The sequence below is a fragment of the Microcoleus sp. B4-C1 genome, from assembly GCF_036705285.1.
Lineage (GTDB): Bacteria > Cyanobacteriota > Cyanobacteriia > Cyanobacteriales > Microcoleaceae > Microcoleus.
Map to the genome: position 1 here is coordinate 1 of NZ_JAUBUC010000136.1, position 13,172 is coordinate 13,172.

Consider the following 13,172-nt stretch of genomic DNA (forward strand, 5'->3'; position numbering starts at 1 on the left):
CGTCCCGCCCGACAAAAACGGACGGGCGGGACGCCCATCCCACTTTCAAGAGTGGAAGTTATTTAATTCTCATTCCTTATAGCCCTTGATAAGCGGGCATAGGGCATAGGCCTCCGTGGGCATAGGGCATAGGCCTCCGTGGGCATAGGGCATACCTCACCAAGATTGAGAACTGCTGTATGGCTGCTTGTTGATTATCTCCGGCATAAGTGCCTTGGTTTTGCGAACCCTGGCACAAATTAAAATAATATCTGTACATTGCCGACTAGCATCAAATCCCTGGCAGTGGTAAGAATTAAACCAAACGAAAGTAATTAAGGATGCCATGTCACTTTCAACTGCACAACCCGCTCTCCTAGTCCTGGCTGACGGTACTGCTTACCGCGGCTGGTCGTTTGGCGCTGACGCCACCGTCGTTGGCGAGGTAGTATTTAATACTGGAATGACGGGCTACCAAGAAGTATTGACCGATCCCAGCTATTGCGGTCAAATTGTCACTTTTACTTATCCAGAATTGGGCAATACCGGGGTAAATCTTGAAGACGAAGAATCCTCGCGCCCGCAAATTCGGGGTGCGATCGCCCGGAACGTATGCAGCCGCCCCAGCAACTGGCGCTGCTCGCAATCTCTGCAAGACTACCTGAAACAGTACGATATCCCCGGAATTTACGGGATCGACACCCGCGCCCTCACTCGCAAAATTCGCACGGTGGGAGCGATCAATGGTGGCATTTCGACGACGATTCTCGACCAGGCAGAGCTTTTGGAGCAAGTGCAAGATGCCCCCAGCATGGACGGGCTGAATCTGGTCCAGGAAGTCACCACCCGCAAGGTTTACGAGTGGTCTGAAGCCACGGACTCGGTTTGGGAGTTTAGTCCTACAGTCAAACCTGCTAACGGCCAAATGTGGACGGTGGTAGCACTAGATTTTGGGATCAAGCGCAACATCCTGCGGCGTCTGGCGAGTTACGGGTGTCGGGTCATCGTTGTCCCCGCTGACACGTCGCCGGAGGAAATCCTCAAATACAACCCGGACGGGATTTTTCTGTCCAACGGCCCCGGAGATCCGGCGGCGGTAACGGAAGGGATCGCGACTGCGAAAGCTTTGTTAAAGTCGGACAAACCCGTATTTGGCATCTGCATGGGACACCAAATTTTGGGACTTTCCTTGGGTGCAGAAACTTTTAAACTTAAGTTCGGCCATCGGGGATTGAATCATCCAGCGGGTTTAACTCAGCAAGTAGAAATTACTAGCCAAAATCATGGTTTTGCGATCGACCCCGATTCCCTAGCCCCCGAAGTAGAGATTACTCATCTCAATTTGAACGATCGCACCGTAGCCGGATTGAAGCATAAAACTCTGCCACTGTTTTCAGTGCAGTACCACCCAGAAGCCAGTCCTGGCCCGCACGACGCCGATTATTTATTCGATCGATTCGTGCAGTCAATGCGAGACAATCAGAAAGTAGCCAGCAGTAAGTAGTCAGCAGTCAGCAGTCAGCAGTCATTAGTCAGTAGCCATCAGAGGCTGTTTGTGTCGATCGCTTCTGACTAATGGCTAACGACTAATGACTAATAACTAAAAAACTGTAGACAAAAGACCAAAAAACTCCTATAATGAAGCCTCGACTTTAAGCCATATCTAGCTAGGAGGGTGTCATTTCTGAGTCATTGACCCTGACCGTTAGCCTCAGAGGCACTCGCGAAGTCAAGAATAACTATCAGTTATTTCGCTTGACGGGCCTGCTGGACGCTTTTTCTGAGGCCACTTTTCGGAAGGTAATAAGCAAATGTATTGACGAGGGCCCAAAACACGTAATTTTGGACTTGTCTCAGATAGACTTTGTGGATAGTTCAGGCTTGGGCGCACTTGTGCAGCTTGTCAAAAAAGCCCAAACCTTGGAAGGGACATTGCAAATTGTCTCAAATCCCCGCGTAACTCAGACTGTTAAACTGGTTCGCTTAGAGAAATTTTTGTCTTTGCAGCCTTCGGTTGATGAGGCGGTAAAAAACGTCAAGGATGCTTGACGCCAAAGTGAATTAAATTAGCTATCCGGTTCTCAACGCTGGATAGCAAATTTTTATTTTTGTGCGGGTAAAACAATACCGATTTTCCCAGAATCTGCGACACGCGCCATCGGCTATTTCCCCGATGCCTAGAGTTTCGGTGGAGGGGCAGTAAAATATGTGTGGCAAACACGCGGAAAAATGGTACAAAAATTAGAGCATCCCGATTTGGTAAAAAGCCTTTTTTAGGAGTGCGATCGTCGCGCCAAGCTTTGCCTATATATCTCGCTTCGTGCTCTGAGAGCGAACAGTCCTGTAAAAGCTATAATTGCGGAAGTGACGAAAGACGAAATAAGTAAGTAACTAGAAAAACCAAGCTGTGCGGAAGTTTTATTTAAAAAAGTATGTCGCCGATCGCAGATGACGGACTCAAACTGAGTCTGACGGATATCAGTTTAAATCGAGTACATCCTGCGAGGGCTACACCAGCAGAAATAGAAAGAATTTCGCCCGCAGCCTGGGCATATTTGGGAGATGCAGTGTACGAACTCTACGTTCGGAGTTCGTACTTAGTCCCGCCCAGAAGATTGCAAGCTTATCACGAATTGGTGGTGGGGCAAGTACGAGCCGAAACTCAAGCGCGTCACTTGCGATCGATCTCTCCTTACTTGAACAGTACAGAATTAGCAATTGTCAAGCGCGGCCGCAATGCTGCAGCGGGCCGTTCTAAGCGAGCAGATCCAGAGATATACCAACAAGCCAGCAGCTTAGAAACTTTGATCGGATATTTGTATCTCACCGATCCCGAAAGATTGACCGAGATTCTGGCACTTTTAGAACTTGAGACTTAAAGGATTTAGCAGTTAAGAGTTGGGAATGGGGAGGGAGTAATTAACCATCCTGGCACGGCTAACATAAAACCGCAAAAATCTCGATCGGCAAAACAGGATTTATCAGTTATTAACTAGCAATTTGAACACAGCAAAATCCTTGCTCCCTCGCTAGACTATCTCAAATCTCAAAGTCCAAAGATTGCTCCCTCAATCAAGAATCTCACATCTACAATCTACAATCGACTAGCCTTCAGCCCAAACATTTTGACCACAAGAAACCAATGAGAAAATTTACCAAACCAAACTTTTCGCGATCGAATTCCGACAGTAAGCCATTCAAAAGCGAAGGCCGCCGTCAGGACTCACAACCATCCTCTCCCCGCTTTGAACGCAAGCCCCGTCCCGACACTCGCGGAGTAGACGCCCCTCAAAAGCGATCGACCTTCGCCCCACAATCTCGAGAAATGCCCGTGAGAGCAATTTTCAAACGGAGAGTCGATTCCGACAGCCAACCGGAAATTCGCAGAAATAATCATTTCAAAGACAGAGACAGCAGCCCGCAGGAATCCAGGGGCAATTATTACCAAGACAGAGACAGAGATAGCAGCCCCCAGCCTGCCCGCAACAATTTCCGAGACAGAGACAGAGACAGCAGCCCCCAGCCTGCCCGCAACAATTTCCGAGACAGAGACAGAGACAGAGACAGCAGCCCCCAGCCTGCCCGCAACAATTTCCGAGACAGAAACAGAGACAGCAGCCCGCAGGAATCCAGGGGCAATTATTACAAAGACAGAGACAAAGACAATAGCCCGCAGGAATTCCGGGGCAACCATTTCAGAGACAGAGACAAAGACAGAGACACTCGCCCTGTTGACACTGCCTCCAATACAGTCGTGCAACCAGACGCAGACACAGACGACATGATTTACGGCCGCCATGCGGTACAAGCAGCTTTAGAAACAAACCAAGTCCTCAACCGGATCTGGGTTGTTCCTCACCTGCGCTACGATCCCCGCTTTCACAGCTTGCTAACCGAAGCCAAAGCCAACGGCAGCATCATTGACGAAGTTGACGATTTGCGCCTCGACTACATCACGCGCAAAGCAAACCACCAAGGCGTAGCCGCTCAAGTATCAGCCTACGAATACCTGGATTTGAGCGAACTGATCGCAAAGGCTAAGTCGGCTTGCGAAGATCCAGTAATTGTGGTAGCAGAAGGACTCAACGACCCGCACAATCTAGGGGCGATTATTCGCACCGCAGAAGCATTGGGATCTCAGGGCATGGTGATTCCGCAGCGACGGGCTGTTGGGATTACCTCGGCAGTGAGAAAAGTGGCAGCAGGGGCATTGGAAAGCCTGCCAGTGGCGAGAGTTGTCAATCTTAATCGGGCGCTGGAAGAACTCAAAGAGGCTGGATTCTGGATTTATGGGACTGCAGCAGGCGTCGGTCAATCTATAGAGACAGTCAAGTTCTCCGGGCCCACTGTTTTAGTGGTGGGTGGTGAAGCTGACGGTTTGAGCCTTTTGATACAGCGCGGATGTGACGGATTAGTTTCAATTCCTTTAAGAGGCCATACTCCTAGCCTGAATGTCTCGGTAGCAACGGGGATGGCTTTATACGAAATTTATCGCCAGCGTGGGCCCAAAAAGTTTCACGTACACGGATCGTAAAGGTGGTTGAAAAAAAGAGCACAACAGAGTAGTTTATTGTCAATGCCGCCCAGAATGGAGTGGCACGACACCCGGAACAAGTAAGGATAGCCGATCGACTGTCGTTACTTGTTCAGGCCAAAGTATAAGGGGTCTTGCCCCTACGTTCAAACAGGAATTCGACACAAATCTATTTAGATATATTTAAATAGGTTTGGATCGGTTCTTTGCAGCAGTCAGCCACGTGTAAATAACAAAAGCCTAGGCGTGTTCGCAGCACCCAGAAAACACCGTCAAATACATTAGAAAAGCAGATGAAAGAATTCTTGATTAGCTTGCTCAACTTTTTCGGATTGGCTTGGTGGGTTGAACTTAAAACTTCAGCGCCGCGGTGCATTTACTATTTTGGCCCGTTCTTAACCCAGGCAGAGGCGGAAACTGCAAAAGCAGGATATGTAGAAGACATAGAAAATGAAGGGGCAGAAGGTGTTAGTGTTTCGATTTACCGCTGCAAACCAATTACTTTGACTGTTGCAGAAGATTTGGGAAAGCTTGGTGATGGAGGGCTGTGGCCGGTTTTGAGCGGTCAGTAGAAACAAGTAGAAACAGGGGAGTTTTGAGTTTTGAGAGGGCTACGCTTCCCTCGCAACGCTGTGCGGTTTTGAGTTGTGAGTTATAACTTCAAAACTCTTGAGTGTTGGGTGATAAATTGCTTCTGACAAACTCCCAACTCAACACTCGCAATTTCCAACTGCTTCGGGGTGACTCTCAATCCAATGATCGATGTCTGCGATTACCCGATCGGGAATTTCCCAAGGGAACAAGTGGGCTGTATTTGGATAGCACTGCCACTGACAATCCTGGAGGTGGCGGGCGGTTTCTAAACTGGATGCTGAGGTGATGTGCCGATCGGCCTCTCCGGCCAACACCAAGCTGGGACATTGAATGTCGCCAAGGTGCAGCAGTCGATCGTATCCAGCCCTCAGAGCGGTATTTAACGCCTTGGTGGCCGTGTTGGAAGTCTTGAGGTAGGCGGGAGTACCTGCCTGTGCTAAGTAGCGGTAAGGGGTGGCGTTATGCTGCTGTATCAAGTAGCGAAAGAGCGATCGCCTAGCAAAAGTATCAATATTCCACTGCCAACCCGGTATCGCCCAATTGATAATTCCGGCTAAACCGGTGTAAAGGTTATCTTGCCAAGAGATGGGAGGATGACTTCCTCGCGGTTTGGCTGCGGATGCCAGTAAAATCAAACCAGTGACTCGCTGGGGATATTTCATGGCTAATTCCAGGGCTAAAATCCCTCCCAAAGACCATCCGATCACCAAACACCGATCGACTCCTAATCTGTCTAATAGTGCTTCTAAATCGACCAGATGATCGGTCATTTCAAAGAAAGTTGAGGTGCGGCTGTTGCCGTATCCGCGCAAGTCTGGGGCGATAGTCTGGAAGCGTTTTGATAAGTGTTCTGTGAATACCGACATACAATCGCCGGAACCTGGATGGCCGTGCAAGCAGAGAATCGGAAACCCTTTGCCTTTGACGGAAACACTGAGTTTTTGATGCGACATTTTTTAACTGTTTGGGCGGTGCGTTGTCCCCCGCTATAAATTGTATATTCCAGCCGTTAAAAGCTGGGGTTTCGGACAATGTAATCTGCAATTTTAGAAATAGACTGGCGCATTTGTAGCTCGCCGCTGCGGCTGTCAATCACAGTAATCACATAGGCCTCGTCGTCAATGCTCATCGCTAAAGTTGTGCCGAGTACCCAGGAATTTTGACCGGTTTTTTCCCCCAACCACTGAGCTTTAGTTCCTTCCAAGGCGGCAAATCCCAGAGCGTGATCGTACTGGCGGTTGAGAGTTTCTATTAACAGTTTAGCACCGGGTGTTTCGCCGTTGTAAATTTGCACCATCATTTCGGTGAGTTCGTTAGCAGTCACGCGGTTGCGACCAGAACCGGGGTTGGAGGGCATAATTCTTTCCCCCATTAATTTGAAGTTGACGCGGGTGACTTCGTAGCCGCTATTATCTAAATATTGATTGATGTAATCCGAACCTAAATAATCGATTAGTTGATTGGTGGCGATATTGCTGCTGCGATAGATCATTTCTTCTAACAGTAGCTGTAGCGGGTAATTGCGATTGGAGGTAATCTTTGCCGATGCGTCTTCGGTGAAATTACCCCGACTGACTAATACTTCCTGGTTCAGACTAATTTTTTCTTTATCGACTTTTTGCATCAGGGCGACAGCAATCGGCAGTTTAATTAAGCTGGCTGGACTGACAGGAGGTACATCGCCCCGGAGGTTTACGCATTCTCTAGAAAGGTTGCAAATACCGATCGAAGCTTGAGCCGACAAGCCGCTTTCGCGGGCAAGCGCACCCAACAAATCAGATTTTGCTTGCTGCACTTGAGAGGTTGCTGCTGTTAAATTTTCCCGGTATTCTTGGGTTTTTGAGGCAGTGACGGAAGCTAAAAATGAATTTTGAGGAACTTCCTGCAAGTTGTTGAGGGCCTGGTTCCAGAAAAATTGAGTTTGCTGCGAAGATGCGATCGACTTATTTGGCTGCCGTTTAGTTTCTACGGCTCTGTTGGCTAAACGGACTGCTTGCTGTAAGTTGTCGTTAGCCCTCTGTTCTACTAATATTTGAGCTTCCACCGCTTGCAACTGCTGTAGTAGCTGTTCTTGAGGATTGGCTGCGAAGGGAACTAAGCCGGAGAGGATGGTTGGTTCTGGGGAGGGAGAGGAGGGTTGTTCTAATTCGGTGATCAGGCGATCGCGAATTTTGTAGAGTTCGTCTAGGGAACGCGGGTTAGATGATTGAGAGAATGAACTTGCGATGGTTAACATCTGAACCAGTCCAATGCCGGCTACTACTGCCGCCATCTTGTTGGCGATCGACAAAAAACGCCTGAGTTCTGGCATATTTAACATCCTCAACACAACCAAATTCTATATAAGCAGCTATTGTTACATCAGTCAAAGGGTTTTAGATTTTAGATTTGTTCTTCAATCTAAAATCTAAAATCTAAAATCTAAAATGGTTTTGATCGCGCCAATGTGGCAAAATAACCAAAATAAAGGGAGCGATCGCACGAAGGCAATCAACCCCCTCTAAATATTGCGAACTATCTACTTTCTGCGCCGCCGTCGCCAGTCAGCACCCAACCGCTTGAGGTAATCCCAGCCGCGTTGGGGCCAGACATGATCGCTACCAATCTTTTCGGCAATCCAGCGAGCGACTTTGGGGCCTGTCCAGTCTCCGCCGTCGGGGGCGGGGCCTTGCAGCGCTTGTCGCAGTTCTTCTTGCTGTTCTGGATTCAGCAAGGATTTTGCAGGAGGGGGCTGGCGGTCTCCGCTGCGATTTCTCACAGAGTTAGGCCCTTCTCGGTTATAGCGCTGGACAATTTCTTTGGCGTAGTCGTAGTTGAGGCCTACGACTTGGGCTGCTTGTTTGATAGTCCAATTTCTGGAAACTAACAGCAGCAAGTGCCAGCGGCGCGACTCTGTGGTGTTTTGTGCCTGCCGGTAGCGAATTTTGAGTTCCTCTGCCGTCAGGTGGGATTCTAAGTGAGCTTTAGGTGGCATTCCTCCAACGGGGCATCGGGAACTTCTTACCATATTTCTCTCGGTTTGGGGAGAATTCCGGATGAAATTTTGATGCTGGGGATCGTTCGGGCAAATAAGTAGCTTTTTTTGCCACAGAGGCACGCAGCTAGTCGCACTTGAGGAAGGACTGATGTTTTTTTTGCAGGTGCGCGCAACAAAAGACCTCGGTGTGGCGGTGAGTGTTTCGAGCTTTTTTGTGAACCCCAGATTTCTGACAGGCTTTTTGAGCTCTAGTACAATGGGCGTGGATCGGAAAAGGTCGATTACTATTTTCTTCGATCGCGCAGCCGCCATTAAATCACTCAGATGACTGATAACTTTCAGTCATTTTTGACTAAAAAAGTGTTCTTCATAATCTGGTCCTAATTATTAGGGTATCGACCGCCCTAATCTAATACTTTATTATCAGAATCTTCTATTCTCAGTTCATTTATTTATGGATTTTCAGGACGCCATTCCTCTCGTCATAAATCAGCTTTATATGCTTCCAACTATGCTTTTCAAAATAATCATATCTAACAAAACTGGTAAGTATTATTAATAAAGAAATAGTATTGTCTGAAGATTCCCGCAATAAAGCAGTCATAATCTGGTATTAGTGGATTTTTTATGCCCTCTTTTTCTACCATGAATTATGGGTTGCATCGAAGAGAAGCTGGGCTCTAATATTTTAGAATTTAGATTACAGAATTTGGAAGGACTGATTTCCTAATGATTGTGATATTGCATACACATTCTTGGAGGCAGAACCTAATTATGTAGAGGCCGGATTGCCCACTTTCCCCCTTACTTATATAAATATCGAGTCAAACCACTTTTTGCATAAGTTTTGATACAGTTGCATTCTTGGTTTGTTAAAAGATGAGGTAAAAAACTCGATCGCTATTTTGTGTTCGGTGGGATTTGGGGAATTTAATCTATTGTAGATAAAATGACTGATCGCGCGTTAGCGGAACCCTCTTCGAGGCTCGAACTTTCGCCACAAAAATAGCCGACTTTACCTTCGGGCTGTAAGCAGGTACAATTGCCAGTTATATTAACTGTATTGTCTCAAAGTAGAAATGATAAAGGTACGAGCATGGCATCCATCCGCGAGTTGCACCGACAACTGGTCAATAAAGAACGCTCTGCTGTGGAAATTACTCAAGAAGCATTAGACCGAATTACCCAGCTAGAGCCGAAGTTGAAAAGCTTTCTGTGCGTGACAGCAGACAGCGCACTGGCGCAGGCCCATAAAGTGGATGCCCAAATCGCAGCCGGAGAGCAAATTGGCCTGTTGGCCGGCATCCCGATCGCCGTTAAAGATAATATGTGCACCGAGGGCGTTCCCACAACCTGCGCCTCTCGGATTTTGGAGAATTTTGTGCCTCCCTACGATGCCACCGTCGTCTCCAAACTCCAAGCAGCCGGTGCGGTGATTGTGGGTAAGGCGAATATGGACGAGTTTGCAATGGGGAGCTCGACAGAAACTTCTGCCTATCAAGTTACCGCGAATCCGTGGGACTTGGAGCGCGTACCCGGCGGGTCTTCTGGCGGTTCTGCCGCAGCGGTAGCCGCTGGAGAATGCGTCGTGAGTTTGGGTTCGGATACTGGGGGATCAATCCGCCAACCTGCTGCTTTTTGCGGTTTGGTGGGGCTGAAACCGACTTATGGGTTGGTTTCTCGCTACGGTTTGGTGGCCTATGCTTCTTCTCTCGATCAAATCGGGCCCTTTGGCCGGACTGTTGAGGATTCGGCGATTTTGTTGGGGGCGATCGCCGGTTATGATCCGAGAGATTCCACGAGTCTTAATGTCCCAATTCCTGACTACGCTCAAGCTTTAAGACCCAGTTTGCGACCGAAGGGTCAGATTAGAATTGGTGTAATTAAAGAAACTTTTGGTGTAGGGCTGGACTCGGGGGTTAAAGACGCTGTTACTAAGGCGATCGAGCAATTTCAACAATTGGGCGCAGAAATTCAAGTCATTTCTTGTCCCCGGTTCCGCTACGGTTTGCCCACTTACTACATCATTGCTCCCTCGGAAGCTTCGGCAAATTTGGCGCGATATGATGGAGTTAAGTACGGTTTCCGGTCTCCAGACCCCGATAATCTTTTGGATATGTATGCCAAAACCCGCTCTCAAGGGTTCGGTGCGGAAGTTAAACGCCGGATTGCGATCGGCACTTACGTATTGTCGGCTGGATATTACGATGCCTATTATCTAAAAGCTCAAAAAGTTCGGACTTTGATTAAAGAAGACTTTGAAAAAGCTTTTTCTCAAGTTGATGTTTTAGTCTGTCCCACTGCTCCTACTACCGCATTTAAGGCAGGCGAAAAATTCAATGATCCCCTGAGTATGTATTTGTCAGATTTGATGACTATTCCCGTGAATCTTGCTGGTTTGCCAGCTTTGAGTTTGCCCTGCGGATTTGATGATAAAGGACTGCCCGTGGGTATACAACTGATTGGTAATGTTTTGCAAGAATCTCGGTTGTTTCAGGTGGCTCACGCTTACGAACAGTCTACGAATTGGCACTTACACCACCCCGAATTGCATTAATTTTTGGAAATCGGCGGAATACGGTGGCGGAAGTTAGTAATCGATCTTGGCTAATTGTCTGAATTAATAATTTGCCATTAGCTTTTGAGCGATCTCTAATTTCCCGCGTGCTCTATCTATGAACAATTTGCTAGTATTCCTTTTGTCTAAATCGCTAATAGCTTTTGGGATAGTTTTGGCCGTTGCTTATTCTGCTGCTTGTGTATTCCTCTTTGTAGCGCAAGGTAAGTTTATCTTTTTTCCGGCGCGGGCGATCGAAACTACGCCAGATGATTTTCAGTTGCAATATCAAGATGTCTGGCTGCCAATTCCAACTAAAACAGGCGCGGTGGACAGCGTGCACGGGTGGTGGATTCCTGCCTCGGAAAATCCCCCCAGCCCCCCCGAAGCTAGGGGTGGAGCAAGAAAGGGGGAGGCTGTTCCCTCTGTTAACACCGGAGACTCGGATACCCCCCCCAGCCCCCCCTTGCCAAGGGGGGGAGCTAGAGGAGTCGGAACGTCCCCGCAAAGTGAGAGACCGGCAGTCGCTCCGGTTCCCCCCCTTAACAAGGGGGGGTTAGGGGCCGGGCTGTTTGATTCTCACCAAAAACGAGGTTTTTGTAGGGGTAGTGCCCCCGTGCCTACCCCCGCCACCAACCATCGAATGGGGGTTTCTGGCAAAAAGGGCCGGCACGGGGGCACGGCCCCTACCAAGAATGAAACCGCCCTGGGGTTAGGGAAGGTAGTTTTGTACCTGCACGGCAATGCTTCAAATGTGGGATCAAATGTCGAACACGCTTATCGATTTCATGGGTTAGGTTTGTCGGTATTTGTGATGGATTATCGTGGTTATGGCAAAAGCCAGGGCGATTTTCCGAGTGAATCTCAGGTTTATGAGGATGCTCAACTTGCTTGGGATTATTTGGTGAAACAGCGGGGGATTAACCCGAATCAAATTTATCTCTACGGTCATTCTTTGGGAGGGGCGATCGCGATCGATCTAGCCTTGCGTCACCCGGAGGCAGCAGGGGTAATTGTAGAAGGCTCTTTTACTTCGACGCGGGCGATGGTGAATTTCCAAAAAGGGCTGTTTTGGATGTTTCCGATAGATGTTTTACTGACACAGCGGTTTGATTCTCTTTCAAAAGTCGATCGGCTGCAAATGCCCGTGCTGTTTATTCACGGGGCTGCTGACAATGTAGTTCCAGTGGAAATGACCAAAAAACTGTTTGATGCAGCACCTGAACCCAAACAGTTGTATATAGTTCCTGATGGAGGTCACAATAATGTGGCACAGATCGGGGGCACAGAATATCTGCAAATACTGAGCCAATTTTTAGGTTCTTCACAGTAGATAAAAGCTCTTGGCGGTAACAGGTTAAGTTTGATATCTGTACCGCCTGCTCGCACTTCTAACAGTAGATATCTAAAGCGGAGCAGTTATCCCGATGATATCGCTTAGTATAACCTTAATACATTCAGCCACCAGTCATTCAAGGCATAGCAATAATTGCAGTAATTGTTCGTGTTTATAGCTTGTTCTTTCTTAACTTCGCAGCCTCGCCGAGAGGTTTTTCTGTCCGGCATCCGGGCGCCGCAGAGATTGGCATCTATGAGATTAGCTTTGTTCAATCTCGCATCCCTCAAGTCGGCATTTCTCAGGTCTGCACCGCTGAGATTTGCACCGCTTAAATCGGCTTCTTTGAGGTCTGCACCCCTGAGATTTGCACCGCTTAAATCTGCATTTCTCAGGTCGGTTCGAGTTAGTTTAGCGGCGCTCAAATTACTGCATTTTAAGTTAGCCAACTGGAGGGATGCGTCTCGCAGAAAACTCTCGCTGAGGTTGGCATTTTCTAAGTTGGCTCCCCTGATGTCGGCCCTGCTCATGTCGGCTTTGCTGAGGTCGGCGTCAGCCAAAAAGGCGTTTCTCATGTTGGCGTTGTTTAAATTAGCTTCCATTAAGTCAGCCGCAGTCAAGTCGGCATCAACTAAGTCGGCCCTGCTGAGAGTGGCGCGGCTCAAGGAAGCGCCAAACAAATCTGCACGGCTCAAGGAAGCGCCAAATAAGTCGCATCCGGGACATCCTCTGGTTTCTAGCAGCCGCTTTACTAGAGACAGATTTTGAGCTTGTAAGGGAAGTGCGGCGCAAAATGGGAGTAGCATTATCGCTGCAGTCAGAATTTTGAGTTTGATTTTGGTCATAGTCTGGGTAAGTTCTGTAACTGCCTTTCATCACGGATTTGTCTGCTGGACTTACGTGCGGGGGACCAAAAACCCGGTTTCCTTGTTAATTCCTCGCTGCCAAACCCAATATTCTAAGCAGAAACTGGGTTGTTTGCGTAAGTCCTAGTCTATTGACACTCCCTGCGCTGAAGCGACAGGGATTCTTAAGCCCATAATTTATGTCTTAAAGGCGCTGACAATTCGCCCCTACTGATTCCGCTTAGATCAAGTCCAAGCATTACCGCTACTTTTCTAAGCTGTTGTGCCTTTAAATAGGGTATAATAAAAAATTAGTTTAGTCAATTTATACAAAAATGCCAGCTAAAAAC

At 48.0% G+C, this 13,172-nt stretch carries 12 protein-coding genes; 8 read left to right on the plus strand and 4 right to left on the minus strand.

Annotated features, from left to right (window positions below):
* Window positions 1-325 precede the first annotated feature (325 nt).
* The 5 genes from carA to QUB26_RS29885 all read left to right on the plus strand — a co-directional run bounded on the left by carA (window position 326) and on the right by QUB26_RS29885 (window position 5,085).
* Window positions 326-1,483 (plus strand): glutamine-hydrolyzing carbamoyl-phosphate synthase small subunit, encoded by a 1,158-nt coding sequence (carA, locus tag QUB26_RS29865; RefSeq protein WP_333320919.1) that lies wholly within the window; start codon window positions 326-328, stop codon window positions 1,481-1,483.
* Window positions 1,484-1,671: 188 nt separating this feature from the next.
* Window positions 1,672-2,028 carry an STAS domain-containing protein gene (locus QUB26_RS29870; protein ID WP_333037230.1) on the plus strand — a complete coding sequence of 119 codons (357 nt, stop codon included), beginning with the start codon at window positions 1,672-1,674 and terminating at the stop codon, window positions 2,026-2,028.
* 383 nt (window positions 2,029-2,411) lie between these two features.
* Complete coding sequence (locus QUB26_RS29875) at window positions 2,412-2,858, plus strand: ribonuclease III domain-containing protein (RefSeq protein WP_333250227.1); 447 nt, start codon at window positions 2,412-2,414, stop codon at window positions 2,856-2,858.
* A gap of 263 nt (window positions 2,859-3,121) precedes the next feature.
* Window positions 3,122-4,513, plus strand: a complete 1,392-nt coding sequence (gene rlmB, locus QUB26_RS29880) for a 23S rRNA (guanosine(2251)-2'-O)-methyltransferase RlmB (RefSeq protein ID WP_333320921.1) — start codon at window positions 3,122-3,124, stop codon at window positions 4,511-4,513.
* 293 nt (window positions 4,514-4,806) lie between these two features.
* Complete coding sequence (locus QUB26_RS29885) at window positions 4,807-5,085, plus strand: DUF1816 domain-containing protein (protein ID WP_333320923.1); 279 nt, start codon at window positions 4,807-4,809, stop codon at window positions 5,083-5,085.
* Window positions 5,086-5,223: 138 nt separating this feature from the next.
* On the opposite strand, the gene QUB26_RS29890 is transcribed toward QUB26_RS29885, so the two are convergent.
* The 3 genes from QUB26_RS29890 to QUB26_RS29900 all read right to left on the minus strand — a co-directional run bounded on the left by QUB26_RS29890 (window position 5,224) and on the right by QUB26_RS29900 (window position 8,081).
* Window positions 5,224-6,060, minus strand: coding sequence for an alpha/beta hydrolase (locus QUB26_RS29890; RefSeq protein WP_333320925.1), 837 nt, complete (start codon window positions 6,058-6,060; stop codon window positions 5,224-5,226).
* A gap of 56 nt (window positions 6,061-6,116) precedes the next feature.
* On the minus strand, window positions 6,117-7,418 hold the full coding sequence (locus tag QUB26_RS29895; protein ID WP_333320927.1) for a serine hydrolase: 1,302 nt from the start codon (window positions 7,416-7,418) through the stop codon (window positions 6,117-6,119).
* Between the two features lie 207 nt (window positions 7,419-7,625).
* Window positions 7,626-8,081 carry a helix-turn-helix domain-containing protein gene (locus QUB26_RS29900; protein WP_333082743.1) on the minus strand — a complete coding sequence of 152 codons (456 nt, stop codon included), beginning with the start codon at window positions 8,079-8,081 and terminating at the stop codon, window positions 7,626-7,628.
* Window positions 8,082-8,232: 151 nt separating this feature from the next.
* On the opposite strand from QUB26_RS29900, the gene QUB26_RS29905 reads away from it, so the two are divergent.
* The 3 genes from QUB26_RS29905 to QUB26_RS29915 all read left to right on the plus strand — a co-directional run bounded on the left by QUB26_RS29905 (window position 8,233) and on the right by QUB26_RS29915 (window position 11,974).
* Window positions 8,233-8,412, plus strand: a complete 180-nt coding sequence (locus QUB26_RS29905) for a hypothetical protein (RefSeq protein WP_333320929.1) — start codon at window positions 8,233-8,235, stop codon at window positions 8,410-8,412.
* A gap of 768 nt (window positions 8,413-9,180) precedes the next feature.
* Complete coding sequence (gatA, locus tag QUB26_RS29910) at window positions 9,181-10,641, plus strand: Asp-tRNA(Asn)/Glu-tRNA(Gln) amidotransferase subunit GatA (RefSeq protein ID WP_333157548.1); 1,461 nt, start codon at window positions 9,181-9,183, stop codon at window positions 10,639-10,641.
* A gap of 118 nt (window positions 10,642-10,759) precedes the next feature.
* Window positions 10,760-11,974, plus strand: coding sequence for an alpha/beta fold hydrolase (locus QUB26_RS29915; protein WP_333293160.1), 1,215 nt, complete (start codon window positions 10,760-10,762; stop codon window positions 11,972-11,974).
* Window positions 11,975-12,078: 104 nt separating this feature from the next.
* Here QUB26_RS29915 and QUB26_RS29920 read toward each other — a convergent pair whose 3' ends face one another.
* On the minus strand, window positions 12,079-12,822 hold the full coding sequence (locus QUB26_RS29920; protein WP_333245457.1) for a pentapeptide repeat-containing protein: 744 nt from the start codon (window positions 12,820-12,822) through the stop codon (window positions 12,079-12,081).
* Window positions 12,823-13,172: the final 350 nt, after the last annotated feature.

What these genes read in the sequence shown, in the direction of transcription:
- carA (WP_333320919.1), top strand. Translation starts at nt 326, where the DNA reads ATGTCACTTTCAACTGCACAACCCGCTCTCCTAGTCCTGGCTGACGGT.
- QUB26_RS29875 (WP_333250227.1), top strand. Translation starts at nt 2,412, where the DNA reads ATGTCGCCGATCGCAGATGACGGACTCAAACTGAGTCTGACGGATATC.
- rlmB (WP_333320921.1), top strand. Translation starts at nt 3,122, where the DNA reads ATGAGAAAATTTACCAAACCAAACTTTTCGCGATCGAATTCCGACAGT.
- QUB26_RS29885 (WP_333320923.1), top strand. Translation starts at nt 4,807, where the DNA reads ATGAAAGAATTCTTGATTAGCTTGCTCAACTTTTTCGGATTGGCTTGG.
- QUB26_RS29890 (WP_333320925.1), bottom strand. Translation starts at nt 6,060, where the DNA reads ATGTCGCATCAAAAACTCAGTGTTTCCGTCAAAGGCAAAGGGTTTCCG.
- QUB26_RS29895 (WP_333320927.1), bottom strand. Translation starts at nt 7,418, where the DNA reads ATGCCAGAACTCAGGCGTTTTTTGTCGATCGCCAACAAGATGGCGGCA.
- QUB26_RS29900 (WP_333082743.1), bottom strand. Translation starts at nt 8,081, where the DNA reads ATGCCACCTAAAGCTCACTTAGAATCCCACCTGACGGCAGAGGAACTC.
- QUB26_RS29905 (WP_333320929.1), top strand. Translation starts at nt 8,233, where the DNA reads ATGTTTTTTTTGCAGGTGCGCGCAACAAAAGACCTCGGTGTGGCGGTG.
- gatA (WP_333157548.1), top strand. Translation starts at nt 9,181, where the DNA reads ATGGCATCCATCCGCGAGTTGCACCGACAACTGGTCAATAAAGAACGC.
- QUB26_RS29915 (WP_333293160.1), top strand. Translation starts at nt 10,760, where the DNA reads ATGAACAATTTGCTAGTATTCCTTTTGTCTAAATCGCTAATAGCTTTT.
- QUB26_RS29920 (WP_333245457.1), bottom strand. Translation starts at nt 12,822, where the DNA reads ATGACCAAAATCAAACTCAAAATTCTGACTGCAGCGATAATGCTACTC.